The following is a 26,588-nucleotide window of genomic DNA, read 5'->3' on the forward strand; positions in this document are numbered from 1 at the left end:
CCTATGGATATAATGTTATTCATATCACAGTTCCTATACCGTATTCGCTACTGGTTATTATGGGGAACTCTTTTTGTTACAGGATTGGTAATTTACTTCACCCAATTTCTACCATATAGTTACACTGTGACAAGTAGTATCTATGCCGGCGTAACCAATTCGACTTCCCTTGATGGTTCTTCTATTAATTATATGGTTATAAATAGTACTTTTGATAATCTAGTCAACCTTGGTAAGTCACGCGGAACATTAGAAAAAGTATCTTTGCGTCTATTAGCAAACTCGTTAACTTTTGGTGAAGAATGGAAAGATAACCAATACATCCAAGCCAAGCATTATCGACAATTACTCCAAATTACCCCAAAAGAAGTGTTGGCATTAGTTGACCGAAAAGATGTTGAAAAGACATTAGCTAATCTAACCGCTTATCGTAAACCAGATAATAATAATTTCATATATTCAATTTTCAATCGTCCTGTTGCATTTTATAGTGCAGCAGCATTGGATGGCATTAAAATAAAACGTGTTGGAAATAGTGATATACTTGAAATTGAATATACGTCTGCAGACCCGGGCATTACTCAAAAGACTGTTGCCATTTTAATAGATGAGTTGATCAAGGCATATGAAATTCTTCGATATAAATCTACCAATGATGTTATTGCCTATTTCATGGAACAAGTTCGACTTGCTAAACAAAGAATGAACGAGGAAGAAGATGATTTAATGCATTATAATGTACAAGAACGTATCATTAACTATCCAGAAGAGACAAAAGCACTAGCGGGAACTCGTTATGAAGTTGAAGATCGTTTGGAAGAAGCCGAACGTATCTATGAATCTGCAGTAAGCTTACGTAACATGCTGGAGGATAAAATGGATATACGGGCCCAGATCATTCGCAATAATACAAATCTATTGCAAGAACTAAACAAGGTTAGTGCTTTGAATCAAAGTATCATGGAACGAGAAATTTTCACTTCTGACGATACTATGCCTACAGATGAGAACATACGGAAGGAAAAAGAGGCATTAAAAAAAGCAGAAGATAACATCAGTCATATATCAGACAATTTAAATGAATTCAATTTCACCAAAGAAGGCGTTGGCATTCAAGATATGGTGGTAGAATGGTTGGCAGCCTGTATAAATGAAGCTAAAGCCAAAGCTGAGCGCGAAGTATTAAAGAAACGCCAGTTAGAAATATTTGATCAATATAGCCACATGTCTCCAATCGGAACACAGGTTAATAGAAAAGAACGTGCAATAGGCATTGCGGAAGATAATTACCGTACCCAGTTAAGAGGGCTAGCTGATGCAAATCTGCGCCTGAAAAATATAGAGATGAGTACTAGTAATTTGCAAACAGTAGCTCCACCCGATTTTCCGTTAACAGATAATGGGCGTAGCCGCATGCTTTATATTCTATTAGCCCTTATAGGAAGTATTGTATTTATCATAACCTATTTCTTGCTAATTGAGTTATTAGATCGTACTCTGCGTGACCCGATTCGCAGTAAACGCCTCACTGGCTTACCTGTAATTGCTGCTTTCAATGGCATTAGTAATTTAAAATTCCGTGGCTTCTTGAAAGTATGTAATCGTATTGCTGCTGCTTACAGTTGTCATCGGTTAAATCAATATTTATCCCCTAATCGTCCTAACGTCATCAACTTGATTAGTGTAAACAGCCGTGAGGGCAAGTCTTTTCTTTCTAAATACTTTATGGAATATTGGAAATCAGAAGGCTTGCGTGTACGTTTAGTATGTTATGATGTTGACTTTGAAGCAAGCAGTAGTAAATATGTACAAGCAGAGCAATTATCAGACTTTTGGAATTTGAACGAAGCAGAACAAATACCAGATATTATCTTAGTAGAATACCCTCCTATCAAAGATGCTGCTATTCCTTTACCTGTGCTTCAAAAAGCTGATGTGAATCTGTTAGTGGCTAATGCTTGTCGTTTATGGCGTAATAGTGATAAAACAACGATTGCTCCTATTAAAGAAGCATTGAAAGATACTCCATTTATGCTTTATCTGAATAATGCTGATAGAGATGTAGTGGAGTCTTTCACTGGCGAATTGCCTCCCAAAACTCCAACTCACTCATTCTTCAGCAGGTTGGCCCAACTAGGTCTGACATCTAAGAAAAATGAAGTAAAATAACAATTTAAAAGAGAATAGAATAATGGCATATAACAGCCGATACCCCATTCGCGAATTGCCTCCACAAGCAGTACTTGTTTCTGTACTGTTGGTGGGGTTAATAGCTATTACATATGCCATCATTACTCAAAAACTATTAATTGCCGCTATTATTATTAGCATGCCCTTAGCGGCTATTATATTATTTTATGGACTCCAAGCTCCTCGCTTCAGCTATTTAATATATGCCACGTATTCGTTCTTTTTTATCGCAATAATGCGCTATACACGCACAACAGGGTTAAGTGTAATTCTAGATATACTTTTGGTATACATGGCGATATCCATACTTTTCTCCTTTCTTCGAAGTAAGGCAGACATAAAGTTAACGAATGCCATAAATATATTGACCATTAGTTATATTCCTTGGATATTGTTCATTTTGTTTCAGTTCTTAAATCCGGGAATACAATCCGAAGGTATCACAAAAGGAATTCGCATCATGATATTGGAGACATTTGTGCTTTATATAGTCTCATCTTTACTGGCTGACAAACCCAGAACATTAAAAATAGGATTAATAACTGTAGGAGTATTCGTTACAATCGCATTTTTCAAATTATGGTGCCAGAAACATTTTGGTTTCGATTATGCCGAAAGAGAGTGGCTTGTGGATACTGAAAGCTGGAGAACACATATAATAAATACAGGAATCCGCTATTTTTCCATTTTTACTGATGCCAGTAATTTTGGGGCATGTATGGGACTTATAACAACTGTATATGCTATTATCGGTATACATACACATAACAAACGATTATTATACTTTTACTTAGCTGTAGCGATAATGGGGTTAATCGGTATGTTTATGTCCGGCACGCGTGGTGCTATTATAATTCCTATAGCTGGAAGCGCACTCTACTGCCTCCTCTGCAAAAATATAAAAATATTTGCAACTACGGCACTTGTCGGTATATTCATCTTTTCATTTTTTGTATTTACTAATATTGGAGAAGGAAATTCTTTTATACGACGCATGAGAACCTCTTTTCGTCCTACAGAAGATGCATCTTTTAATGTTCGTTCCGAAAACCGTAAAGAAATTGCAATATATCTAAAAAATCATCCATGGGGAGTTGGTATAGATGAAAGTATTCCTAAGTTGTGGAAGAAAGGAGATCTATATGAAGAAGGAACTCTCCCACCCGACTCTTACTATGTAAGAATATGGATACAAACCGGTTATGTGGGGTTGAATCTTTACCTTGCCATATTAATTGTAGTGATACTCCGATGTTGCTACATTGTCATGTTCCGCATCAAGAACAAGGAATTACATCATATACTGGCAGCTTTAACTTGTGGAGTCTTCGGAATATGGGTTAATGGCTATACAGGCGAAGCTATGAACACAGCTCCTACCGATTTTCTCATAGTTGCTTCATTAGCATTCATTATGAACGGCCCTTATATAGACAAACAGATTACTCAAGAAAAATCAATATAAAAACAAGTAATATCATATCATGAGCGAGATTTTTTCCATATTCAATCCCGATTGGTGGGTAGATGAAAACAACAATGCTTTACAAATTGCAGATGCCATTTTGTTCTTGTTGCTGAGCATTCCAGTGTTATATCTTTTTGTATGTGCACTTTTTTCGTTGGGGAAATACAAGAATCCCTATCCTCCTGCTAAAGTACACCACCGTTTTCTTGTATTGTTTACAGTATTACGTAATGGTAAAGAAGTGATTCACTCTATAAATAGTTTCTTGGATACTCAACTTTATCCACGTGATAAGTATGACATAGCCGTTGCAGCGACTCAATTGCCGGAAGAGGATTTAGTAACTCTGCTTCAGATGCCAGTTAACATTGTTGTTCCCGATAAAGAACAATGCACGAAAGTTTATGCTATCCAGCAAGTTATGGAGCGTTATTCTCCTGCAGAGTACGATATGGTTATTATTTTTAATTCTGATAATCGAATTGTTCCTAATGCATTAAACTTGTTCAACAATGCATACTATTCCGGATGCGATGCTATCCAGGCGCACCGAATGACCGAAAATCTAACTACCAGTATTGCCGTATTAAATGCCACCAGTGAAGAAATTAATAATAATATCTTCCGTAAAGCGCATACACGCATGGGATTTTCTTCTGCATTAATAGGTTCAGCTATGGCATTTGATTTTCCAATGTTCCATGAAATAGCACCTAAACTGAAAGGTTCTGATTTAAGTAAAGCGATGGAAACAGCACTGTTACAACAGAACATCTACACGGAATATATGGAAGAAGTAGTATGTTATAGTAAGAAAGAAGAAAGTGCCAATGGATATGAGGCCCAACGTATTGGTTGGCTCCGTTCACAGTATAGCAGTACTATCCTCGCACTAAAAAAACTGCCGATAACTCTGCTTAAAGGGGAATGGGACTACGCTCTCAAACTTTTCCAATGGTTAATGCCGTCACGCTTTCTACTTATAGCTCTTATCACCTTATGTGCCATTGGTATTACCCTCCTTGATTGGACACTTAGCTTTAAATGGTATACCCTTTTGGGTGTCATTATTATTACATTTATAATGGCGCTACCGGATGGAGAAGTAAACAAACGGTTCAAACACTCCATATGGGCATTGCCAATCTTAGTATTTGCAAGTCTATTTAGTCATATTACACGTTTCTTCCAAAAAAAGAAAACTCCCAAAGACAAAAAGACAGAAGAGTCTGAAAATAAATAGAAAACATGAAGATAGCTATTGAAGCGCAACGTATTTTTCGCCCCAATAAACACGGTATGGACTTTGTTGCATTAGAAACCATACGTGAATTGCAGAAAAGGGACGACGGTAATGAATATTACATTATTGTCGCTCCCGGGGAAGATCGCTGCTTGGAAGAGTCGACAAATCTATCCATCATAGAGCTAAAATGTCCAACTTATCCTCTTTGGGAACAGATAGCGTTGCCGCGTGTACTAAAACGTTTAAAAGTCGATTTACTTCATTGTACTTCAAACACAGCTCCCTTGTGGTGTCCCGTACCTCTGGTTCTGACACTGCATGATATAATCTATTTGGAACCGAGACAACACCGAAGTCCTTCCCTTTATCAGGAATTAGGTTGGCATTATCGTCGAATCATAGTACCACGTATTTTAAAGAAATGCAAAAAAATAATAACGGTCTCACATTTTGAATGTAATCGTATCCGTAAAGCATTAAATATTCCAACAGAACGTATTACAGCAATATATAATGGATATAATACTCACTTTTTTCCACAGGATAAAATTGATATGCGTATAGTCCACCAATATATTCCAGAAAAGGACTTCCTATTCTTTCTCGGTAATACCGATCCTAAAAAGAATGCTGTGCGTACTTTGAAAGCATATAGTCTATATCTGCAACAGTCCGGCATAAAGCGACCGCTTCTAATCGCTGATTTGAAAGAAGAATATATTGATAACTTGCTACAGCAAGAGGGAATCTCTGATATTAAATCATATCTATATTATCCAGGTTACATTGCCAACCATGACTTGGCAACACTTTATAATGCAGCTTTTGCATTCCTCTACCCATCACTCCGTGAGAGTTTTGGTATTCCAATGATAGAAGCGATGGCGTGTGGAGTGCCCATCATTATCGGAAATACTTCCGCAATGCCTGAAGTTTCCGGTCCGGGTGCATTAGCCGTCGACCCATACAAACCGGAAGAGATCGCCAATATGTTATTAAGATTAGAGGTAGATGAAACTTTATATCTGAAGCAAAGAAATTATGGATTGCTTCGGGCACAACAGTTTTCATGGGCAAAGACTGCTAATGAATTAGTCCAACTATACCACAGTCTGAGATTATGAACCTGTTTAATCAGCAAAATATGAAAGCTCTTTTTCTCGTTTTTTACGGTTTTCAAGAGTACAACGGAATCAGTAAAAAAATAAAGTATCAGGTGAATGCCTTGAAAAAGTGCGGTTTGGACATCCGAACTTGCTATTATGAAGTTGCACCTGATGGGAGCAGACAATGGCTAATAGATAATAAGACACTAACAAATCTTGGTAAAGGCATTATAGCTAAGCTAAAAAAACGCATATCCTTCCACCCTATCATCCGCTATGTGGAAGAAGAAAACATATCACTCATATATATACGTTCCTATCACAATGCCAATCCCTTCACGATACATTTTGTGAAAGAATTAAAGAAAAGGAATGTGAAAATTCTCCTGGAAATACCAACCTATCCTTACGATCAAGAGTATTTTTCAGTCAAAGAGAAGATACAATTGTATACCGACAAATTATTTCGCCATACATTTTGCAAATATATCGATGCCATTGTAACTTTCTCCAATGATACGGAGATTTTCGGCCGTCGCACTATACGGATTTCTAATGGCATAGATTTCAGCAATATCCCACTAAGAACAACTGTACATGATTTAAAAAAAGAACTGCATCTAATAGGTGTGGCCGAAATACACTTTTGGCATGGCTTCGACCGTTTAATCAAAGGGCTGGGAGAATACTATAGTAATCATCCTGAATACAAAGTCTATTTCCACCTTGTAGGTAATATTACCGGTGAAAGAGAAAATCAAGAAATTAGAACTCCCATACGTAAATACGGATTGAAACCATACGTCATTTTGTATGGAGCACAACACGGTGAAGCACTAAATGCTCTTTTTGAACAAGCAGATTTTGCTATTGGCAGTTTAGCTCGCCATCGTAGTGGAATATACAATATTAAAACATTAAAAAACAGAGAGTATGCTGCACGAGGTTTTTCCTTCATCTATTCAGAGACAGACGAGGACTTCGACCAAATGCCTTATGTACTAAAAGCCGTTGCTGACGAAAGCCCTATCAACATTCCGCAATTAATATCTTTTTGCCGTTCGCAATCTGTATCACCGCAAGCGATAAGAGATTCTATCCGACATCTATCGTGGGAAGAGCAAATGAAAAAGGTGTACGAAGACCGGATATTCCGGACCTCACAAAATATATAGTAACTTATGGCAAGTATCAAACAGCAAATGCTTTCGGGAGTATTCTATACGGCAATCGCCAGATATTCAGGCATTGTCATTTCTTTGATAATAACAGCTATATTGGCACGTCTGTTAAGTCCGGATGATTTTGGCATCGTAGCTGTAGCCACCGTTATCATCAACTTTTTTGGCATATTTGCCAATATCGGCATACCTGCCGCCATTATCCAGAATAAAGAGTTGACAAATAAGGATATGAATAGCATATATATGTTTACAATATGGATAGGAGGAATATTAAGTGTGTTATTTTTCCTATCTTCATGGAGCATTGCAACTTTTTATCAGGACAACCGACTTGTTCTCATCTGCCAATTATTATCTATTTGCCTTTTTTTTACTGCCGCCTCTATTGTGCCCAATGCTTTATTTTATAGAGACAAAGATTTCAAGTTCATCGCATTTCGCACATGCATTGTACAAGTAATAGCAGGAGTATTATCCATTTTAGCGGCTATTAAGGGAGTAGGTTTATATACATTGGTTATTCAACCAATTTTATCCGGTTTACTTGTTTGGATAATTTCATTGAAAAAATATCCCCAACAACTTCAATGGACTTTGGGAATAGGAAGTGTTCGAAAAATCTGGAATTACTCCATGTATCAATTTCTTTTCAGCATTGTAAACTACTTCACCCGTAATCTGGATAAACTTTTAATCGGAAAATATATGGGGCTAACACCACTTGGATACTACGAAAAATCATATCGTCTGATGATGCTTCCTTTGCAAAATATGACATATATCATTACTCCTGTAATGCACCCTATCCTGAGTGATTATCAAAATGATATGAACAAATTGGGACATACCCATGAACGTATTATGCGTCTACTGGCTTTCATCGGTTTTCCACTTAGTATAGTACTTCTTTTTTGTGCCAGGGAACTTATTTTATGTATTTTTGGAGAACAATGGCTACCTTCCATTCCTGTTTTCCAAATATTGTCACTCACTGTAGGTTTACAGTTATTATTATCTTCTTCAGGCTCATTTTACCAAGCAGGTAATGATACTCGAGGACTTTTTATTTGTGGAGCATTTTCTGCATTAACAAGTATAATTGGCCTCCTCATTGGGATCTTTTATTTTCACTCATTGGAAGCTGTGGCTTGGTGTGTTTTCATTTCATTTTGTTTAAATTTCATACAATGTTACTGGCAATTATATCGCTTTATGCTTCACAGAAGCCTCTTTTTGTGTTATCGCCAACTCCTATCACCATCAATATTAAGCTGTATTATAGGCTGCACATTATATTTTGTATCAAGACTTATCGAAGATTACAACATCATTCTATCCTTATTTTCTAAAGCAATTATTAGCCTCATTTTGTGGATCGTATACATACAGTTCACCAAAGAATATGATATATTTGCAAAAATAAGAAATATCTTAAACAGAAGAAGAAAATGAATACCAAGATCCTAACGGTTGTCCTCCCAAAAGTGTCTGTCATTATGCCAATATACAATACTGCACTTTATCTGCGCGAAGCACTAGATAGTATTTGCAATCAAACCTTACAGGAATTGGAAATAATTCTCATCAATGATGGCTCCACTGATCAAAGTCAGAATATCATTGAAAAGTATGCAGCTTGTGATCCAAGAATTCAATGGCATATACAACCCAACCAAGGGCAAGGGGTAGCACGTAATCATGGCCTACAATATGCTACCGGAGAATATATCTACTTCATGGACAGTGATGATATATTAGACACAACGGCATTACAACATTGTTATGATGCTTGCGAGTCTAAAAGATTAGATTTTGTTTTCTTCGATGCAGAGAAAATCATGGAAACATCCGCCTATCTACCAGGCTATAACAGAAAAGATAAAATCAGTGACAAGATATGGAAAGGTACAGAACTTTTAGAATATGAATTAGAGCAATATATATTTTCAGCTTCATGTTGCCTATGTTTTACCCGTCATTCATTCATTCAGAAATATTTCAATGGATTCCCTGCAGGTATCATTCATGAAGATCATATTTTTGTAATACAAATTCACCTAAATGCACAAAAAGTTGCATACATCAATCAAACTTTCTTTAAACGCAGAGTACGGTCAAATTCAACTATGACCAATAAATTCAGTATGCGTAACATAGAGGGATACAGTATCGTATGTTCCAAAGCTCTATTATTAAGTCAACAACATCCCGAATGGAGTTCTATTATAGATCGATATCTATGGCAAACTTTAAATGCCATTATATGGAATGCCCACAGAATGAGTTTTCTAGAGAAAATAGAAACAACCTGTCGTTTCCGACGTTTATCTTTTAATAAATACATTACTTTCAGGCATTGGTTGGTATTCTGGTTCAAACGTTCTCATAACCTCTCTCAAAAAAATAAGGAAAAAGAATGAAAGCAATTGTCTCTATTATCACAGTCAATTATAATGGCTTCATCGATACTTGTGAGATGATAGAATCTTTTCATAAGTATGAAACATACCCATACGAAATCATTGTCGTAGACAATGGCTCACATATGCCGGAAGATGAAGAATTACAAAAAAAACATCCTGATATTGTAGTAATAAAAAATGCAAATACTGGTTTTGCAGGCGGAAATAATGCAGGATTGAGTGTAGCAAAAGGACAGTACTTGTTTTTTATCAATAACGACACACTAATTAAAGCTCCAGTATTAAATACATTAATACAAAGGCTGGAGAGTGATAAGAAAAACGGCGGAGTATCTCCGATGCTAAAGTATGCTTACGCTCCTGATACTTTGCAATTTGCAGGCTTCACTCCATTCTCGTATATTACTCTGAGAAATAGTGCTATAGGATATAATGACAAAGACCAACCATGCTATCATGAAGCTTGTGAAACAGCATCATTGCATGGTGCCGCAATGATGGTTTCTCGTGAGGTACTCCAGAAAGTAGGTCCCATGAGTGAAGATTATTTCCTTTTTTATGAAGAATTTGACTGGTCCGCAAGAATATTACATACAGGATATAGGTTATGGTATGAACCGACTGCCGTAGTTTATCATAAAGAAGGTATGACTGCTAAAAAAGGGTCGCCACTGAGAGAATTTTATCTTTCACGTGCCCGGATACTATTCGCTCGTAAGAATTTTTTCGGTATTAGAAAGCTATTATCTTGTATATATATTTTCAGTATAGCTGCCCCTAAAAAAGCATTATTATATTTACTTCATGGGGAGCTAAACTTATCTAAAGCTGTACTACACGGCACAATTAATGGTATAATATCAAAATATAAGAAATCATAAGTATGAAACAAACTTATCCCTCATTTATAATATTTTGCATTTTATTTATATTAAACACCTTAACGGCAGTCATTTATAATCTTTGCAATGAGATATGGCTAATGATGCCTATACGACTTGGAGCTGCTCTCATCAATGGAGCAGGTGTAACGTTATTAACGGTACTGGCTATACACTATATACATAAATTGTTTCATATCAATCTAACAAAAATTGTTTTATTCATAGCTTATTTCTTTTTTGCTATAGAAAGTTTCCTATTACTAAACTTTTATTCTTTAATAACTCCTTCCATCATTATGGTTACTATGGAGACAAACCATTCAGAAGCATCCGAATTTTTTGTCTCCTATTTTGATATACATACATGTATGGTATTATTTTCTATATTAATCGTTGGTATATTACTTTTCTATTATTATAAGAAGCTGTTGAATATCCCTCTCCCTGCATGGTTGCACAAAAAAGCAATCTTAATACCGACCTGTACCCTAACTCTCCTAATATACGCCGGTCTTACATATTACATCACGCATATACGTCATATGACTTCTTACCAAGCATTGACTGGTATAGAACGCGTCTGGCATTCATCACAAAATGCAATGCATGACAGAGCCGAATACAGTAAATACCTTCAGCTGGTAAAACAAGATGCTCCAGTTCTCATTAGTAATTCCTCTGAAGTTCCTTATATAATAATAATATTAGGGGAATCTCTTTCCAAACTCCATATGGATGCTTACGGTTACCAATTGCCCACCACCCCCAAATTAAGCCAACGAATAACAAATAACGAAACTTTAAAATTTGACAGCGTAAGAACTCCTCGTACTGTTACATCAGAATCCATCCGACAAATCATGACTTTCTTTGATGATAGTTCAACAGCACCTTGGTACCAATATCATACACTTCCGGCTGTAATGGGGCAAGCTGGTTACTATACCTGTTGGCTCTCTAATCAAGACAGTTTTACAGTAGGTGATGATAATTCCACAGCAAGTATTGCTTCGACTTCCGACTGTGTCAAATTTTCTCATCAACGGCATGCTTCAGAAGAACGATATGGCTATTTCGATGGAGAGCTATTAACACTATTAGATCAAGAACTCAAACAACCTCATGAGAAAGCCTTTTTCTGCTTACATCTAATGGGATCACATCGCCGCTATACTAATAGGTATCCCACTGAATTCAGCAAATTCAGTATCAATGATATCACAAAAAATGTGAGTAATGAAAAGAAACGCACTATCGCTGAGTATGATAATACAGTATTATACAATGACTTTGTTTGTGATGAAATAATAAAACGCTTCCAAAACAAGGACGCCATAGTTTTTAGTTTTCCCGATCATGGTGAAGAAGTTTACGACACCCGCAATATGTGTGGTCACGGGTTATATAACCCAAGCCTCCCTATGCAGGAAATTCCTTTTCAGATATGGACATCTGACATTTTCAAAGAAAAACATTCCGATATAATCGAACGGATGAAAGGTGCAAGAAATAAACCTTTCAACACAGCAAATATCATTCATACAGTTATGGATATTTGTGGTATCCAGACAAAAGATTACGAAAACAAAAAAAGTTTACTAAATAATTAATGCAGTAACCGTTCGAACAAATCTTTCCACTGCTGCATTATGTTCTCTTTAGAGTAACGTAATACATTTTTTCTCGCGTGAATTCCCATCTGTTGTCTCAGAGTATCGTCTTGAATCAAACGACATATTTTCTGTGATAACAACTGTACATTCCCATTTTCAACCAATAAACCATCTATCTCATCTTTAATAATATCCGATGGTCCGTGCGGACAATCAAACGAAATACATGGAAGTCCGCAAGCCATTGCCTCTATCAATACCATACCAAATCCCTCAAAACGTGAACTCATGACATACATGGAACTTTCCAGATATTTTTGTTCAATATCTTTCACCGGAGCGCATAAAATAATATTTTGTTCAAGATGCTTCTGTTTAATACTCTGCTCAAAGTCTTTTTTTAAAACACCATCACCATAAATGAATAAATGCCAGTCCGGATAAGTTCGATACACAACTTCCCATGCATCAATCAGCATATCATATCCTTTTTGCTCATCATATCGACCAACACTAATAACCTTCTTCGACATGCAAGAACTAGTTTCTTGAGGATAGAAAGGCATAGAATTGGGTATCACAACTGCTTTTTTAGTTTTTCGCCAACTCTCTGCATCATATTGGGTTAACACAACCAAGGCATCAAAACTCTTTATAGCCTGTTCAAGCTTATGCGTCCATATTTTTCCTATTATTTTATACACAAATCCTTCATTGGCCATTTTATGCAGATTACGAATAAATGGTTTGGCAATATGGGCCTCGGCTATTTTTTTACTTCCATCTTGTATAGAATGAAGAAAATCAATATCACGGCTAATAGTTGTAATAGTAAAATCTGGACGAATGGTAAACAGTAACTTCTTCAACTTCTGCCTATACTCGTGCAGTAATGTAAGATAAACATAGGCGCGCTTCCAAATCGGCAATCCATATTGCCTATTAAAGTTTACATTTAAATCAATATGTTTAACTTTGGGAGATAATGGAAAAAAGAATGGCACATTATTCTGATGCGCAGTTACTACGTACATCTCATAACCAAAAACTTCTGCAAAGTAGTTGACCTTTTCAGTAATAACCCGATCAGCTCCCCCCACTGTATCCAAAGCCGGAAATAAATAGATTATTTTCATTGCTCAGTATTCTTTATTAAATTTGATTCCTCATCTTTATACTCCTCAGCAGATGTAAATACATGCTTTATTTTCGCAAATGCTTGCCGCATCCGCTTCCCAAAACTTCCCAATAAGGAGCCCCCTCCTACTGTTCCATATCCTGTTACTGCACGCACTTTAGAATTTCTAAGAAAGACAAGACGCCCATATTTACGAAGACCGAATGCCAGTGCCCCATCCTCACCACGAATGATGTGGGTACGAATGCCAACCTTTCTTGCCTCCTCTGTACGATATGCAAACACCAGGCCCCGGACGCTAAGTTCCGGACGTTTGAAAGACTGCAACCACAAATAGCAATCACGAGAAAGTGTATATAGGTAGAGTCCAACACGCGAATGCTGTTTATCAGGGTAATATCCCCATGTCGCACTAACCCCCATCACATCAGGATGCTTCTCCATAACATCAATCATAGCATCTACATAAGTGGGAGGATAAAGTGTATCTGCGTCAATATTTATGTGATATTTTCCACGCGCATTCATTAGTCCACAAAGGCGAGCATGCCCGCAACTATGTTGTAACTCTGTGTAAAATGGCAGATCAACAGCATGATAAATGTCAGCGGTACGATCTTTTGAATCATTATTCACACCAATGATTTCAATGGGATAGTGAGTTTTCATCTCACTCAGTGCCCACAAACAGGCCAGCAAATGCTTCTCTTCATTATAAGCAATAATGGAGACTGTTACTAAAGGGTGATTGCTCTGGAGTTTCTTCAGATTTGAACGTACCTCCGAAATTATTCCAGCAAAAGCTACCTCATCGAAACTTTTCTCATAAACCTGTAAATAACGACTATACCAACTCATAATCAAATTATATTAATTATCTCTATCCTGCATAGGATGAGAAAGTAATGATTCAAACAAATTCCGCCATTGATTTCCAATTATATCTATACAATAACGCCGAGCAGATTCCGCGGCCTGACGTCCCATTCGTTTACGCTCATCCTCATGTTCAATCAAATAACAAACTTTTTCAGCAAGATCATCTATGTTCTCTTTTTCAGCCAAGAAGCCATCTATACCATCTGAAATGATATTACGTGGACCACAAGGACAGGCAAATGACACCACAGGCAATCCACAAGCCATAGCTTCCACCAAGATCATCCCCCACCCCTCAAAACGAGAACTACATACAAGAATAGAACTCTCTCTCAATTTCTCTTCTATATCAGAAACAGGAAGCTCCAGTACACATTGATCAGTAAGAGAACGTTCATCAATCATACGCTGAAGCAGAGGACGCATCATCCCATCACCATAAATTCTTAACACCCAATCAGGGTGAACTTTAGCCACCTTTTCCCATGCCAGAATCAACAAATCAAAGCCTTTCTCTTCGAAATATCGTCCACCAGCGATCACTTGCTTTGCCTCACAAGTAGATTTTATTTGTGGCAGAAAAGGTACAGGATTAGGAATATTGCACACATTATTCACTTCAGTCCACATTTGTTTGTCTTCCTCTGTCAACACAACAAAAGCAGAAAGTTTACGCAATTCTTTAACTAACTGTGCACTCCAGTAATTTTCCACCCATTTTCCAATCCACCTTGGTAGATAATTTTTAGGTACCTTTCTATAATGCAGCTTACAAATATGCAATTCACCCACCTTGATACTACCATCTGTCAGAGAATTTAAGAAATTGATTTCACGGCGCAACATAGAAATTGTAATATCCGGTTTGTATTCGTTCAGAAACGCTTCTAACCGTTGTTTAAACAAATTCTGCTTTTTCCTATACACCCAAAAACGTCTCCAAAATGGATAACGATACATTTCCTCAAAGTTTATATCTAACTGCTTAACTTTTATGGAAGGATTCAAAGGAAAATAGGGCTTCTTGTCCCCACCATCCGTAATAATAATAGTAACTTCATATCCTGGCAACGTTGCCAAATAATTTGCTTTCAGCGTCAGAACACGTTCCATACCACCGGAAATGTACAACGTAGGAATACAATACACTAATTTCATGAATACGACCTCCTTATTTTAGCCTTTTTCTTGAGATATGAGTACAAATATAAGATTTCTTCTTGAACATTCCCTATTTTAAAGACATTTCTATACTCATAACCGATGAATATAGTGAAAAAAACGTCCGAGAGTTGGAACATACCGACTGACAAACATTACCTTTGCCGCGTTTTAAAAAAAATGTTTATTATGGAAAAAAATTCAAACTTACCGTCCAGGTTGAAGACAGTAAACCATGGATATTCGATGGCGTAACCACACACACAGACAAAAGATTAGTTTTAACCCAAATCTTTAAAAAAGTTCTCAAGACTTTATACAAAAGAGACAATGACGCCAGTTTTCGGGAATTCAAAGAGTTAGATCCCATTAAGAATATGATCAAAAGAATAGAAGAAGCTCTGAAAAACAAGAAAAAAGGAAAAAAGTAGTCCTCATTAACATCATTTAGCAGAAGTACGTTTTTTGACTGTTCAGGAAACGTACTTTGCTATATATCAATACAAAAATCAAAGAAACACCGTACCTAAATTGGCTTATTTGAGAATATCGAGTGCTTATCTTTGCACCGTCAAAAAAAAGGAAGACCCTACGAAAAAACGCCGTCGCCCCCACAAGCAACTCCGCTTTACGCAAGAATTTTTCCATAATATTTAATCTAATCAATGGTGTAAAAATGAAAAGAAACTTTTATCTGCAGCATTCGCTTATGGCCATGAATGATCCCCGAATGAGGAACTTGACCGAAGAAGAGGGCTTGAAAGGCCTCGGCGCTTACTGGATTATTATTGAAAAGCTGGCATTGTTGCCCGAACCCAGAGCGCAACTGGAATATTTGCGCCCTTTCTGCAGCAGCAAAAAAATATCCTTTGCCTACCTTACAAAAATCATTCTGGAATACGAACTTTTCAAACTCGAAGAGGACGGATATTTCTCCGCCAAAGAACTGAATCCCGTGAAAAAAAGAGAGAAAAAAATGGCGGAAAATGACGGAAAATTGACCGATTCCAAGCCAAAAAATGACGAAAAACAGCAAAAAATGTCCGGGAATAATTCAGAAATTCAAGCTGAAAATCCCGCTAACTCACTGGAAAACAGAGAATCCACAAAACAAACAACAGATTCATTTAAAGAGAATATAAAAGATATAATAACATCATCAGCAAAAGAAAAAGAAACTGCTGCTGATGATGATGCTAATTTTCCAATCGTCCGCCACAGTTCGTTGACCGTCTGCGATGGTTCCGGCCGGCCGCAACCGACGTTGCAACCCGTACGCCCCTGGCAGGAGTTGGTGGACGAACTGACAGAAAGAACGCCCTGGCTGGAAGCCGTCTGCATGCAAAGTGACTACGGAACGCTGCTGATGTGCCACATCAAAGAGGCCATGGGCTGCTTCAAACGGCATATTGAAATCTACGACAAGTGGCATGACCTGCTGACGCAGAGCGATGCACGTCGCTATTTCGTCAACTACACAAAGACCGGACAAACGGCTCAAGCCCTGCGTGCAACGCTTCTTGCCATCGACGCCCGGCAGCAGTCCGCCGCCCCACCCGACCTCCACCGCTACGAACAGCTCGTCAACGGCCGACGCACCTATCTGGGCTGTCCCATTCCCGATGATGCTCCGCCCCGACCGGATGCAACTGCTTTCTGGAACGAGGCAACGCATTCGTGGAACTCACAAAACGCCACACCTGAGCGGAGTAAACGCCACACCTGAACGTCTCCAATGCCACACTTCAGCAAGGCAAATGCCACACTTCGTGGTCGTCCAAGTGTGGCATCGGCACCCGCGAAATGTGGCATCACGGGCGTTGAAGTGCGGCATTAGAAAACATTCACCAAAAAAATAAACTTAAAAACAATTCAACTAAAATGAGAAACTTTCACCAGTACGGAATCGATACCAAAGGCCGCAACAGCGGCAAAATCAAAACCATCTGCCCCCAGTGCAACGACACCCGCGGACACAAAGGAGACAAATCGCTCTCCGTCAACCTGAGCGAAGGAGTATGCTACTGCCATCACTGTGGCTACAAACTCTACGTGCCCGACGATGCCGAAGAACGCCAACGTCAACAACGCCAGGAACAACGCCGGAAAGCCAGCCAACTGCCCTCGCACTTCCGCCGCCCCACATTCGACCCCGCAAAAGCAAAGTTGAGTGAAAAGCTGGAAAAATACTGGACGCAAAAACGCTGTCTCGCCCAGCACCTGCTCGCCGAACTGCGCATCACTGAAGAATGCATCAAACTACCGGGTAGCAATGAAATAGAGAATTGCCTCTGCTTCAATTACTTCGAGAACGGTGTACTCATCAACACCAAATACCGCAGTGCACTGAAACACTTCAAAATGGTGACTGGCGCCGAACTTATTCCCTACAATATCGACGCCATTGCCGACACTCCGGAGTGCATTATCACCGAAGGCGAATTTGATGCCTGCGCCTTCATGAGTGCCGGGCGGAAAGACGTCATCTCCGTGCCCGCCGGTGCACAGAGCAACCTCACATGGATGGACAGGTTCGTGGAGACGCACTTCGAACCAAAGAAAGTGATTTACATCGCTGCCGACGAGGACGGAGCCGGACAATCGCTACGCCATGAACTCGTCCGCCGCCTGGGAGCGGAACGTTGCCGCCTGGTACACTTCGGTCCCGGATGCAAGGACGCCAATGAACATTTAGTTCTTTATGGCGCTCAAAGTCTTCTCATCACTCTGGCACAAGCCGAAGAAATTCCGCTGGAAGGCGTATTCACCGCCGAGGACTACCGGGAAGACCTGCGTGCGCTCTTTGAGAACGGACTGTGCCGCGGTGCCGATACGGGGTGGGAAAACTTTGATGCGAACTGCACTTTCGAAACGGGGCGGAACGTAGTGGTATCGGGAATGGCGGGACACGGGAAATCCGAATTCGTCGACGAACTTGTCCTGCGTCTCTGCCTGCGCCATGAGTGGAAGATAGCCTACTTCAGCCCCGAAAACTTGCCGGTCAATTACCATCACGCCAAGCTGATTGAAAAGTTGACCGGACTGCAATTCGGACCCGGTCCGGGCATGACGGAAGAACTGTACAACCACGCCGTGAACTGGCTGACAACCAACGTGACGCACATCTTGCCGGGCACCGAGGCCTACACCATCGACCACATCCTGGAGAAAGCCCGCCAACTGGTGTACCGCCGCGGAGTGCGCATCCTCGTCATCGACCCGCTGAACCGCCTGGACCAGCAATTGGAGCCGGGACAGACGGAACTGATGTACATCACCGCGCTGCTGGGCAAGCTGGGACGCTTCGCCGCGCAACATAAATGTCTGGTCATTCTCGTGGCGCACCCGCGCAAGATGAACCGCAACACCGCCACCGGAGAACTGCGCCGGGTGGAGATGAACGACATCAACGGTTCGGCCAACTTCGGAAATATGTCCGACTACTGTCTCTGCGTGAACCGCGACGATGCCAAGCAACTCGTCACCGTCTACATCGACAAAGTCCGTTTCAAGCACTTGGGTAGCGGTTATACCCATGCCAAGTTCGTCTACAACCGCATCAACGGACGCTACTGGCCTTGCGAGGAAGACATTGTGCACGGACCGGACGGCGACAAACCGGGACCGGTAAACACCAAATTCGACAACGAAAATTGGTTAAAAAACAATCCCGATCAAGGTTGTTTATTCGATTAAAAATCAGTATATTTGTACATATTTTAAAGCAGTAAATAACCTAAACTTTAACGCATGAAAGAAGAAGATGATTCACGCCTTGACGCCCACTTCCCGATACGCACTTACGGGAAAGGCGAACTGGCGATGTGCTACATTCGCGGGGTGTGCCAGCATACCGCTGTCAAGCAATTCAACGAATGGATACGCACAGCTCCGGGACTGGAACAACGTTTGCTGGCCACGGGTATGAAGCGCGGTAGCAGGCATTATACGCCTGCACAAGTACAACTCATCGTCAATGTTTTCGGGGAACCTTAGGGTTCCCCGCTTTTTTTCCGTACTCTATGGTCCTTTATCGTCCCTTATTCTCCCGTAACGTCCTGTAGCGTCCCTTAACGTCCCTTCTCCCTTGCCTCATGCTGTATCTTTGTTGCATCAACGTTGAAAAATTAATTATTAACGATTAAAACATTACTCAACATGTCAAACGCTTTAGTAGTGCGCACACAGCGCCACAAAAAAATCGGAGATGCAGATTCTCCAATGGTTTTCACCTTGAAACGCAAATCGAAAGATGCAAAAATCTTCGACCTTGAACGCATCGCACAGGACATTGAAGCCCTGGGCGGAATGTCGGCAGAGGACGTAGTACACGTGGGCAAAGCCATCGTGCGCCAGATGCGCCAGGTGATGACCGACGGTAACAGCGTCCGCCTGGACGGTTTCGGGATTTTCCACACCACCTTTAAATGTCGCGCCACCGAAGCGGCGAAGGACTGCACGGTGAAGAATATTGAACGTGTCAACATCCGTTTCAAGGTGGCCAACACCTTACGTCTGGTGAACGACAGCAATGCCAGCACCAGAGGGGGCGCCAATAATATCACCTTCGAATTAGTGTCCGAAGACGGCAGCTCGTCCGGTGGAAATTCCGGTGGCGGAAATTCCGGCGGTGATGGCGGCGACGGCGGGATTGAAGATGATCCGCTGGGATAGGATCCAAAGCCGGAGGCTTGGGAAATTAAAAATTAAAGAATTAAAAATTAAAGGCTGCGCAGCCTGCTTATCATTTATCGCTAATCACTAAAAAAACTCTCTTATGAAAAAAACGACTTGGGACAAGATTTTGAAGGTAATTATCGCGGTGGCTTCGGCCGTAATAGGCGCTTTTAGCGCGAATGCGATGAATTTGTAATACGTATGAGAAGGATTGATTTAATCGTCATCCATTGTAGTGCCACCCGTGAGGACCATCCCTTTACCGAGCACGACTTGGACACCGCCCACCGCCTTCGTGGCTTTGATGGCATTGGCTATCATTTCTACGTTCGCCGTAACGGTGACATCAAGTCCACACGCGCGGTCGAGAGGGTTGGTGCCCACGTGCGTGGGTACAATGCTCACTCGATTGGCATCTGCTACGAGGGTGGACTGGACAGTCACGGGCTGGCAAAGGACACCCGGACGGAATGGCAACGACATTCGTTGCGGGTACTGGTGCGGGCGTTGAAGATGGATTATCCGGATGCACGGGTGGTGGGACATCGGGATTTGAGTCCGGATGTAAATGGAAATGGAGAGGTGGAGCCGATGGAGTGGACGAAGGAGTGTCCATGCTTTGAAGTGAAGGGAGAGAGGTGGTGACACCTCTTTTTCTTTATTATTCTTCTATCCTATGTGCCATATAAAAGAAATAAAACATTCTGTATATAAACTCAGGAGAGAGAAAAACAGAAATATCAGCTAATAATCAACAAGTTAAACAGAATAGTCTCTTACGAATGAAATCAAATCGAATGGTTGCACCAGACTACATTGTTATCGCTAAATACAGAAATAAGCAAAAGGAGGATAAGGGTACAAAATACCATAAGTGTTAAATGAGGAGTTGAGGATACTGTTGGGGATACTTAGTTGGGAAGACAATTATGTCTCGATCAATTACCAAGATGAAAGTTGGGGATACTTTTTTACCATTAAAAGCGGAGTGTTCTTGAAGTGATATTTCTTTCGGCACAGTATCTTTAAACGCTTTAAATGAACTTTTGCAGGGGGATAATATAGCACCGCAAGAGAAAGAATAGACTATAAAATTAATATAATTGATTGATTTTGAGTCACCATATACGTTTTAGATGGCATTATTGTGATGAAAAAGTGTGCGCTACAAGGTATGCAGATTAATTATCACATGAATCTACAATCTGTTCAAAAAGACAATAGCAGAAGCGGCAGAGTCGGAGTCGGCTGCAAAGTGTTACTTTATAGTAGCAGGTATCACAGTCTCCGACGAGGCTAAAACCGGATGACGCTCCTTATACTTTTCCGGTTGTGACTCATATTGCGATAGCTCGAATTCAAAATGCCGGAGACGTTCTTTCAAACCACCAAGCTCTTCTATAAGGGATTTATTCTCATCGTCTTTCTCTTTATACATCCTATATAAAAAAGAAGCACTTTCAGGTACGGATAAGAAGTCTGTCTGAAGAGAACCTGATGCATCTCCTGTCTCTTCACTATCACGGAACATACAGCCACGGCCAGTAAGGAGCCAATCTGAATCAATGGGGAACGCTAATACAGTGTTTTGGATAGCCGTCAATCCAACATTACTCCTTCCTTTTGAAATTTCTGTAATCAAAGAAGCACTGACTGATATTTTTGACGCAAAATCTTTATTATCAGACACATATTTTTTATCAATCAGGAATTCCAATACCTTCAGAAAACGCACAGAGAGCTCATTTAGCATATAAAAATACAGTTTACTGTAAAAATAATTATCATCCCCTTTTGTTTGGTACAGAATACTGTATACCTTTGCATCAGGTTAAACGTTTACAACGCACAAAGAAACAAAAAAAGGCGCATAAAAACAATAACCAAAGAGGGGAATATGAAAAAGAAAAAAGGCGGTTGATGAAAGAGACTTAACATGGGAGAAAAAGAAATAAACCCATAACAAGAAAGAATGATAACAAACGAACAATTAAACCATTGATAGTATGAAGAAAATAGAATGGGAAAATCCTAAAAAGAAGGGTGAAGCTTATACTCACCTTATGAAGGTATTTAAAGTGAGCAGACCTACCGTCAGCCTGGCGATGAGCTTCAAACGGAATAGTTTGGAAGCGGCACGCATGAGACATGTGGCACTGACACAACTTGGCGCGAAGCTGCTGAGTGATGATGAAAAGCCCCCACAAATAGTCAGGATACTAAATGCAAAAGGAGAAACTGTAAAAGCGGTGGTAATGAAAGAATTGTAATATGGACAGGAAACTGACAGGTAAAGAGCGGGCATTTCTCACAGATCTGGCTGCATTGTTACAGCAATATGACTGCCTGATGCATATAGAGAATAATGAAATCTGCTTCGATATGGAAGAAGAAACGGACGATGAACGAAAGGCGATACACTTGCCGGGAGTGTACGCTTGGTTTGATATTGAATATTTCATGAATAAGAACTCTTGAAAAATAAAATTTCTGACTATGGAAATGTTTGGAAAAATACCGTGTGTGACGTTTGACGAGCTTGTAGGAAGCGGAATAATGAGTCAGGCGAATTACAAAAAACATGTTCGTGACGGGAAGTTCCGCGTACTCAGAAGAGGAGGAAACGGTCGGAAGGCACAAATTGCCTACGAAAGTCTGCCGGAAGCCATCCGTGCCGCTTATGACGCAAGAAATCCACGGGCCAAAGAACAGTTCATACAACCACAGCTCTCCATGAACGAGCGTTTGAACAGTGACAGCAAAGCTGTGGAATTCTTTAAAAGGTACACGCCGAAAATCACACTGGAACGGCAGGCGGAATATACACTGAATGCTAAAGTATTAAACGCCATGAAGGTCAAAGAAGCGGACATGACCTGTCGGCACAGTACTTGCGGATTTAGGAACAAGAAACTGGTACGCAACACTCTCCTCGCCCTTTGCGAGCACCTGCGGCAGCGATACGGGCACACACTGCCTCGAAGTACACCGCGTCTGTTGGAAAAATTCGATGCATACAAACAGTATGGCTATCAGGTACTTGTGAATGGAAATTCGGGTAACCAGTCCGCCCGCAAGGTAGGCATGCGCGAAGGACGCCTGTTACTGAAACTGAAACGTAGCAAGTTTCCGGTATACACCGATATGCAGATATTTGAAGAGTACAACCGGCAGGCGAAAATAAGAGGGCTGAACCGGATTGAATCTCCGCAAACTGTGAACAATTACCTCTACAAGACCAATATTAAGCTGTGGTGGTATGCCGCAGTCCACGGCGAAGTGGCCTTTAAGAATGAGTTCATGCCGCAGTTCGACACCAAGTTACCGGAAATGCCGAACACGCTATGGTATGGCGACGGTACAAAACTCAACCTCTATTATAAGGCATATGACAAAAAGCAGAAGCGCATGGTGGCACGCACCACCGACGTATATGAAGTAATGGATGCCTGCACGGAAGTCTTTCTGGGCTACGCTTTCGGGACGGAGAATTTCCTCACCCAATACGACGCCTACCGCATGGCACTGGAAACCTGGAAGGTGAAACCGCACGAAATTGTGACCGATAACCAAGGTGGGCACAAGAAACCTGAAGCACAAGCTTTCTTCAGTAAGATATGCCATCTGCACAAGACGACCATGCCCCACAACGGCCAGTCCAAGAGCATAGAGAGCGCCTTCGGACGTTTCCAGCAACAGGTACTCCACAAGCTGTATAACTTTACCGGGCAGAACATCACCGCCGTGAAACCGAACAGCCACATCAACCTCGATCTCGTGATGGCCAACATTTCCCAATTACCCACACTGGAAGAAATGAAAGAACAGTATATCCGTTGCCGCCGGGAGTGGAACGACATGGAACACCCTACTTCGGAAACCGGGATGACCCGCATGGAGATGTACACTACCTTCAACAGTCCGAATGCCGAACTGCTGGACGCCTATGAGGTACAGGAACTCTTCAAACTCGTCAGCCGAGACAGCGTGAAATACAGCAAACAAGGCTTCATCTTCGAACAGAACCGCCAGCAATACCGCTACATGGTGTATACCGAAAGCGGGCTGGTGAACATGAACTTCCACATCCAAAATGTGGGCAACAGTTTCCATTATCGCTACGACCCACAGGATATGACGATTATAGAACTTTGGCAGAGCACTCCCTCCGGACTGGTTTATGCCGCCACCGCCACGCCCAAAATAGTCATCCATCGCGCCACAGCCGACCGCACGCCGGAGGAAAACACGCTCCTATTCGCCCAGATACGCGAAAATGAACGTACCCGCGCCGCCCACCACATTGCTTGCGAAGAGCTGATGCTGGAAGAGTGCATAAGCGATGCCTATGTTCGGCTAAGGGTACCACGTCCCATAGGCATCTCTCAGAAAGGCATGGAAGACTACCGAGAAGAGTACGCTGACGAGAGATTAATTCCACCGGTAGAATTCCCTGAAGGGATGGGGCCCGGAACTTACGAAGAGGAAGAAGCTGAAACAGAGAGGATTGAAGGAATCGCTTCCATAGGCGAATATACCAAGGCAACATCTCAACTGACGAAAGCGGACTTCTACCAAAGCTTTTTTAATAATTAACGTGAATTCGATAATAGTAGAATCATCTTTTTCTTACAATTAACCCCATTTAGTAATCATTTATATATTATATAAGCCATGAAAGAACTTACCAAGCAGGATAAGGACTCTATCCGCGACGCCCTAATAGAGTATTGCAGTAACTACCCCTCGCAGAATCGTGCCGGCGAGAGTCTGAACGGAGTGAGTACCGCCACAGTATCACAAATCTGCAATTCGAAGTACACCAGCATCAGCGATGACATGTTCAGCCGGATAGCTGCACAGATAGGCCATAACCTTGAGCGTTGGACACTGACCGAGAGCAGCACCTTTTCGCGCATAACTTTTGCTATGAACGATGCACAAGCTTATAAAAATACCACCTGGATAGTGGGCGATGCCGGTTGCGGCAAAACCACGGCTGCAATCGAGTACCGCCGTGCACACCGCAACGTCTTCTACCTCCTTTGCAGCGAGGACATGAAGAAAAGCGATTTCGTGCGGGAGATAGCCCGCCAAGTGGGTGCCCCCACCGATGGGACTAATCTGAGAGACACGCTGGACTACGCCATCTCCCTCATCACCTTCCTCAACACCCCGCTCATCATCTTCGACGAGGGAGACAAACTGACTGACTCCGTTTTCAGCTACTTCATCAGCATTTATAACCGGCTGGAGAACAAAAGCGGCATTGTCTTCCTCTCCACCAATTACATCAAACGACGCATAGAGAACGGTCTGCGCTACAACAAGAAGGGATATAAGGAAATACACAGCCGCATCGGCCGAAAGTTCTTCGACATAAATGTGGTCACCGAACAAGACGTCTACGCCATCTGCCGGGCAAATGGCCTGACGGATATGACCGAAATAAAACGGGTACAGCGCGAAGCTGCACAAGGCGAATACGACCTTCGACGGGTGAAGCGTGTGGTGCATGCCTGCAAGCGCATCCTTGAAGCCAAACGGATGGAAGGGGGACGGACATGAGCAAAGAAGAGAGCAGCAAGAAAACCTTTGTACGCAACGCCAAAGGTGTGCGCGAGGTACTGAATATGAAATTCAACACACTTGCCTTCGAAGGTGCATGGCATGATGCCTTCGGCACTCCCGAACGCCGGGGTGTGTGGCTCGTATGGGGCAATACCGGAAATGGAAAGACTTCTTTCGTGATGCAGCTCTGCAAGGAATTGTGCCGCTTCGGTCGCGTAGCCTACGACAGCCTGGAAGAAGGAGCCTGCCTGACGATGCAGAACACCCTGAAACGCTATAACATGCAGGACGTCAACCGCCGCTTCCTGTTGTTGGATGCCGAACCGCTGGACGAACTCAGTCTGCGCCTGAAACGCCAGAAGGCTCCCGATTTCATAGTGATAGACAGTTTTCAATATACACAGATGACGTATGCCCAATACATCAAGTTCCGCGAACAGCACCGTAATAAATTACTCATCTTCATCAGTCACGCCAGCGGTCGAAACCCGGACGGGCGCAGTGCCAGGAAGGTGGCATTCGACGCTTCATTGAAGATTTATGTGGAAGGATACCGCGCACATTCCAAGGGGCGTTTCATCGGTCCAAAGGGCCACTTTGATATCTGGCCTGAAGAGGCAGCCAAGTATTATGGGGAAGACTTGAACGATTAACTATTATAGAAAAGGAGGTTTATCATGGGATTTGTGAAACGTTATGGCAATAATGCCGATTATCGCCGCCGACTGGAGGTAAAGTTGCAAAAGAGCACCGAGCACATCGAAGAGTTGGCCGAATGGCTGTATGTGCACACGTCGGATATTGAAAGCACGGAATATGAAAGGCGATATGCCGAGTATAATTCGGAACTCCGCCGTCACGACATCTTCTCCGATGAACTGCAATGCTACGACAACCCCGCCCAAGCCTGGCGGGACAATCCGGAACGATGGCAAGGCCTGAATTGGGATTGCAGGAATAAAATCAGGTATTAGCTACCCGGTAAAAAACAATCCGGTAGTAGTGTCTCCATCCACTACTACCGGATAATTTCCTGCGCCTCCTTCTT

The 26,588-nt window shown here is 41.4% G+C and carries 25 protein-coding genes; 21 read left to right on the forward strand and 4 right to left on the reverse strand.

Translation table 11 applies throughout. From position 1 onward, the window contains the following. Positions 1 to 3 precede the first annotated feature (3 nt). From DWW10_RS15945 to DWW10_RS15985, 9 genes are read left to right on the forward strand one after another with little or no spacing between them, the layout of a single operon-like run. On the forward strand, positions 4 to 2,169 hold the full coding sequence (locus DWW10_RS15945) for a GumC family protein (RefSeq protein ID WP_118421813.1): 2,166 nt from the start codon (positions 4 to 6) through the stop codon (positions 2,167 to 2,169). A 22-nt stretch (positions 2,170 to 2,191) separates the two neighbouring features. After that, positions 2,192 to 3,655 carry an O-antigen ligase family protein gene (locus DWW10_RS15950; protein ID WP_118421814.1) on the forward strand — a complete coding sequence of 488 codons (1,464 nt, stop codon included), beginning with the start codon at positions 2,192 to 2,194 and terminating at the stop codon, positions 3,653 to 3,655. A 19-nt stretch (positions 3,656 to 3,674) separates the two neighbouring features. Beyond that, complete coding sequence (locus DWW10_RS15955) at positions 3,675 to 4,901, forward strand: glycosyltransferase family 2 protein (protein WP_182021432.1); 1,227 nt, start codon at positions 3,675 to 3,677, stop codon at positions 4,899 to 4,901. A gap of 5 nt (positions 4,902 to 4,906) precedes the next feature. Next, entirely contained in the window at positions 4,907 to 6,028 is a 1,122-nt protein-coding gene (locus DWW10_RS15960) for a glycosyltransferase family 4 protein (RefSeq protein ID WP_118421816.1), read from the forward strand. Between the two features lie 20 nt (positions 6,029 to 6,048). Then, positions 6,049 to 7,185, forward strand: coding sequence for a glycosyltransferase family protein (locus DWW10_RS15965; protein WP_118421872.1), 1,137 nt, complete (start codon positions 6,049 to 6,051; stop codon positions 7,183 to 7,185). Positions 7,186 to 7,191: 6 nt separating this feature from the next. Further along, positions 7,192 to 8,646 (forward strand): lipopolysaccharide biosynthesis protein, encoded by a 1,455-nt coding sequence (locus tag DWW10_RS15970; protein WP_118421817.1) that lies wholly within the window; start codon positions 7,192 to 7,194, stop codon positions 8,644 to 8,646. Further along, positions 8,643 to 9,614: a glycosyltransferase family 2 protein gene (locus DWW10_RS15975; RefSeq protein WP_118421818.1), complete on the forward strand. Its 972-nt coding sequence runs from the start codon at positions 8,643 to 8,645 to the stop codon at positions 9,612 to 9,614. The genes DWW10_RS15970 and DWW10_RS15975 overlap by 4 nt, the downstream gene beginning before the upstream one ends. After that, complete coding sequence (locus tag DWW10_RS15980; protein WP_118421819.1) at positions 9,611 to 10,498, forward strand: glycosyltransferase family 2 protein; 888 nt, start codon at positions 9,611 to 9,613, stop codon at positions 10,496 to 10,498. Before DWW10_RS15975 ends, DWW10_RS15980 begins: the two co-directional genes overlap by 4 nt. Positions 10,499 to 10,500: 2 nt before the next feature. Next, a complete protein-coding gene (locus DWW10_RS15985) occupies positions 10,501 to 12,111 on the forward strand; it encodes a phosphoethanolamine transferase family protein (RefSeq protein WP_118421820.1) in 1,611 nt (536 codons plus the stop codon). On the opposite strand, the gene DWW10_RS15990 is transcribed toward DWW10_RS15985, so the two are convergent. Genes DWW10_RS15990 through DWW10_RS16000 form a run of 3 tightly spaced genes read right to left on the reverse strand, consistent with a single transcriptional unit; the run spans position 12,108 to position 15,289 of the window. Continuing rightward, complete coding sequence (locus tag DWW10_RS15990; protein WP_118421821.1) at positions 12,108 to 13,250, reverse strand: glycosyltransferase family 4 protein; 1,143 nt, start codon at positions 13,248 to 13,250, stop codon at positions 12,108 to 12,110. The two genes, DWW10_RS15985 and DWW10_RS15990, sit on opposite strands and share 4 nt — an antisense overlap. Further along, a complete protein-coding gene (locus DWW10_RS15995; RefSeq protein ID WP_118421822.1) occupies positions 13,247 to 14,110 on the reverse strand; it encodes a glycosyltransferase family 2 protein in 864 nt (287 codons plus the stop codon). Before DWW10_RS15995 ends, DWW10_RS15990 begins: the two co-directional genes overlap by 4 nt. A gap of 12 nt (positions 14,111 to 14,122) precedes the next feature. Then, complete coding sequence (locus tag DWW10_RS16000; protein ID WP_118421823.1) at positions 14,123 to 15,289, reverse strand: glycosyltransferase family 4 protein; 1,167 nt, start codon at positions 15,287 to 15,289, stop codon at positions 14,123 to 14,125. Between the two features lie 679 nt (positions 15,290 to 15,968). On the opposite strand from DWW10_RS16000, the gene DWW10_RS16010 reads away from it, so the two are divergent. The 6 genes from DWW10_RS16010 to DWW10_RS16030 all read left to right on the forward strand — a co-directional run bounded on the left by DWW10_RS16010 (position 15,969) and on the right by DWW10_RS16030 (position 20,614). Further along, complete coding sequence (locus DWW10_RS16010) at positions 15,969 to 17,018, forward strand: DUF7833 domain-containing protein (protein WP_118421825.1); 1,050 nt, start codon at positions 15,969 to 15,971, stop codon at positions 17,016 to 17,018. A gap of 155 nt (positions 17,019 to 17,173) precedes the next feature. Continuing rightward, on the forward strand, positions 17,174 to 18,988 hold the full coding sequence (locus DWW10_RS16015) for an AAA family ATPase (RefSeq protein ID WP_118421826.1): 1,815 nt from the start codon (positions 17,174 to 17,176) through the stop codon (positions 18,986 to 18,988). 54 nt (positions 18,989 to 19,042) lie between these two features. Beyond that, positions 19,043 to 19,288, forward strand: a complete 246-nt coding sequence (locus DWW10_RS16020; protein ID WP_118421827.1) for a DUF4248 domain-containing protein — start codon at positions 19,043 to 19,045, stop codon at positions 19,286 to 19,288. A gap of 162 nt (positions 19,289 to 19,450) precedes the next feature. Beyond that, the gene (locus tag DWW10_RS16025) at positions 19,451 to 19,966 is read left to right on the forward strand and encodes an HU family DNA-binding protein (protein ID WP_118421828.1); all 516 of its coding nucleotides are present in this window, start codon (positions 19,451 to 19,453) and stop codon (positions 19,964 to 19,966) included. A gap of 103 nt (positions 19,967 to 20,069) precedes the next feature. Then, on the forward strand, positions 20,070 to 20,165 hold the full coding sequence (locus tag DWW10_RS26085; RefSeq protein WP_149934701.1) for a smalltalk protein: 96 nt from the start codon (positions 20,070 to 20,072) through the stop codon (positions 20,163 to 20,165). A 5-nt stretch (positions 20,166 to 20,170) separates the two neighbouring features. Further along, positions 20,171 to 20,614: an N-acetylmuramoyl-L-alanine amidase gene (locus DWW10_RS16030; protein WP_118421829.1), complete on the forward strand. Its 444-nt coding sequence runs from the start codon at positions 20,171 to 20,173 to the stop codon at positions 20,612 to 20,614. A 613-nt stretch (positions 20,615 to 21,227) separates the two neighbouring features. Here DWW10_RS16030 and DWW10_RS16035 read toward each other — a convergent pair. After that, a complete protein-coding gene (locus DWW10_RS16035) occupies positions 21,228 to 21,722 on the reverse strand; it encodes a hypothetical protein (protein ID WP_118421830.1) in 495 nt (164 codons plus the stop codon). A 253-nt stretch (positions 21,723 to 21,975) separates the two neighbouring features. On the opposite strand from DWW10_RS16035, the gene DWW10_RS16040 reads away from it, so the two are divergent. The 6 genes from DWW10_RS16040 (at position 21,976) to DWW10_RS16065 (ending at position 26,514) form a co-directional block, all read left to right on the forward strand. Continuing rightward, positions 21,976 to 22,239 (forward strand): hypothetical protein, encoded by a 264-nt coding sequence (locus DWW10_RS16040; RefSeq protein WP_118421831.1) that lies wholly within the window; start codon positions 21,976 to 21,978, stop codon positions 22,237 to 22,239. Position 22,240: 1 nt separating this feature from the next. Next, positions 22,241 to 22,447 carry a hypothetical protein gene (locus DWW10_RS16045; RefSeq protein WP_118421832.1) on the forward strand — a complete coding sequence of 69 codons (207 nt, stop codon included), beginning with the start codon at positions 22,241 to 22,243 and terminating at the stop codon, positions 22,445 to 22,447. Between the two features lie 18 nt (positions 22,448 to 22,465). Beyond that, positions 22,466 to 24,565, forward strand: a complete 2,100-nt coding sequence (locus DWW10_RS16050) for a DDE-type integrase/transposase/recombinase (RefSeq protein WP_118421833.1) — start codon at positions 22,466 to 22,468, stop codon at positions 24,563 to 24,565. A gap of 78 nt (positions 24,566 to 24,643) precedes the next feature. Then, the gene (locus DWW10_RS16055) at positions 24,644 to 25,537 is read left to right on the forward strand and encodes an AAA family ATPase (RefSeq protein WP_118421834.1); all 894 of its coding nucleotides are present in this window, start codon (positions 24,644 to 24,646) and stop codon (positions 25,535 to 25,537) included. Next, the gene (locus tag DWW10_RS16060) at positions 25,534 to 26,193 is read left to right on the forward strand and encodes a P-loop NTPase family protein (protein WP_118421835.1); all 660 of its coding nucleotides are present in this window, start codon (positions 25,534 to 25,536) and stop codon (positions 26,191 to 26,193) included. Before DWW10_RS16055 ends, DWW10_RS16060 begins: the two co-directional genes overlap by 4 nt. A 24-nt stretch (positions 26,194 to 26,217) precedes the next feature. Then, positions 26,218 to 26,514 (forward strand): hypothetical protein, encoded by a 297-nt coding sequence (locus DWW10_RS16065; RefSeq protein WP_118421836.1) that lies wholly within the window; start codon positions 26,218 to 26,220, stop codon positions 26,512 to 26,514. Positions 26,515 to 26,588 lie beyond the last annotated feature (74 nt).

This window comes from Bacteroides intestinalis (assembly GCF_003464595.1).
GTDB classification, from domain to species: domain Bacteria; phylum Bacteroidota; class Bacteroidia; order Bacteroidales; family Bacteroidaceae; genus Bacteroides; species Bacteroides intestinalis_A.

What these genes read in the sequence shown, in the direction of transcription:
- DWW10_RS15975 (WP_118421818.1), top strand. Translation starts at nt 8,643, where the DNA reads ATGAATACCAAGATCCTAACGGTTGTCCTCCCAAAAGTGTCTGTCATT.
- DWW10_RS16060 (WP_118421835.1), top strand. Translation starts at nt 25,534, where the DNA reads ATGAGCAAAGAAGAGAGCAGCAAGAAAACCTTTGTACGCAACGCCAAA.
- DWW10_RS15990 (WP_118421821.1), bottom strand. Translation starts at nt 13,250, where the DNA reads ATGAAAATAATCTATTTATTTCCGGCTTTGGATACAGTGGGGGGAGCT.
- DWW10_RS16030 (WP_118421829.1), top strand. Translation starts at nt 20,171, where the DNA reads ATGAGAAGGATTGATTTAATCGTCATCCATTGTAGTGCCACCCGTGAG.
- DWW10_RS16065 (WP_118421836.1), top strand. Translation starts at nt 26,218, where the DNA reads ATGGGATTTGTGAAACGTTATGGCAATAATGCCGATTATCGCCGCCGA.
- DWW10_RS15980 (WP_118421819.1), top strand. Translation starts at nt 9,611, where the DNA reads ATGAAAGCAATTGTCTCTATTATCACAGTCAATTATAATGGCTTCATC.
- DWW10_RS16040 (WP_118421831.1), top strand. Translation starts at nt 21,976, where the DNA reads ATGAAGAAAATAGAATGGGAAAATCCTAAAAAGAAGGGTGAAGCTTAT.
- DWW10_RS16010 (WP_118421825.1), top strand. Translation starts at nt 15,969, where the DNA reads ATGAAAAGAAACTTTTATCTGCAGCATTCGCTTATGGCCATGAATGAT.
- DWW10_RS16015 (WP_118421826.1), top strand. Translation starts at nt 17,174, where the DNA reads ATGAGAAACTTTCACCAGTACGGAATCGATACCAAAGGCCGCAACAGC.
- DWW10_RS16020 (WP_118421827.1), top strand. Translation starts at nt 19,043, where the DNA reads ATGAAAGAAGAAGATGATTCACGCCTTGACGCCCACTTCCCGATACGC.
- DWW10_RS26085 (WP_149934701.1), top strand. Translation starts at nt 20,070, where the DNA reads ATGAAAAAAACGACTTGGGACAAGATTTTGAAGGTAATTATCGCGGTG.
- DWW10_RS15965 (WP_118421872.1), top strand. Translation starts at nt 6,049, where the DNA reads ATGAAAGCTCTTTTTCTCGTTTTTTACGGTTTTCAAGAGTACAACGGA.
- DWW10_RS16045 (WP_118421832.1), top strand. Translation starts at nt 22,241, where the DNA reads ATGGACAGGAAACTGACAGGTAAAGAGCGGGCATTTCTCACAGATCTG.
- DWW10_RS15955 (WP_182021432.1), top strand. Translation starts at nt 3,675, where the DNA reads ATGAGCGAGATTTTTTCCATATTCAATCCCGATTGGTGGGTAGATGAA.
- DWW10_RS16000 (WP_118421823.1), bottom strand. Translation starts at nt 15,289, where the DNA reads ATGAAATTAGTGTATTGTATTCCTACGTTGTACATTTCCGGTGGTATG.
- DWW10_RS16055 (WP_118421834.1), top strand. Translation starts at nt 24,644, where the DNA reads ATGAAAGAACTTACCAAGCAGGATAAGGACTCTATCCGCGACGCCCTA.
- DWW10_RS16035 (WP_118421830.1), bottom strand. Translation starts at nt 21,722, where the DNA reads ATGCTAAATGAGCTCTCTGTGCGTTTTCTGAAGGTATTGGAATTCCTG.
- DWW10_RS15985 (WP_118421820.1), top strand. Translation starts at nt 10,501, where the DNA reads ATGAAACAAACTTATCCCTCATTTATAATATTTTGCATTTTATTTATA.
- DWW10_RS15950 (WP_118421814.1), top strand. Translation starts at nt 2,192, where the DNA reads ATGGCATATAACAGCCGATACCCCATTCGCGAATTGCCTCCACAAGCA.
- DWW10_RS16025 (WP_118421828.1), top strand. Translation starts at nt 19,451, where the DNA reads ATGTCAAACGCTTTAGTAGTGCGCACACAGCGCCACAAAAAAATCGGA.
- DWW10_RS15945 (WP_118421813.1), top strand. Translation starts at nt 4, where the DNA reads ATGGATATAATGTTATTCATATCACAGTTCCTATACCGTATTCGCTAC.
- DWW10_RS15995 (WP_118421822.1), bottom strand. Translation starts at nt 14,110, where the DNA reads ATGAGTTGGTATAGTCGTTATTTACAGGTTTATGAGAAAAGTTTCGAT.
- DWW10_RS15970 (WP_118421817.1), top strand. Translation starts at nt 7,192, where the DNA reads ATGGCAAGTATCAAACAGCAAATGCTTTCGGGAGTATTCTATACGGCA.
- DWW10_RS16050 (WP_118421833.1), top strand. Translation starts at nt 22,466, where the DNA reads ATGGAAATGTTTGGAAAAATACCGTGTGTGACGTTTGACGAGCTTGTA.
- DWW10_RS15960 (WP_118421816.1), top strand. Translation starts at nt 4,907, where the DNA reads ATGAAGATAGCTATTGAAGCGCAACGTATTTTTCGCCCCAATAAACAC.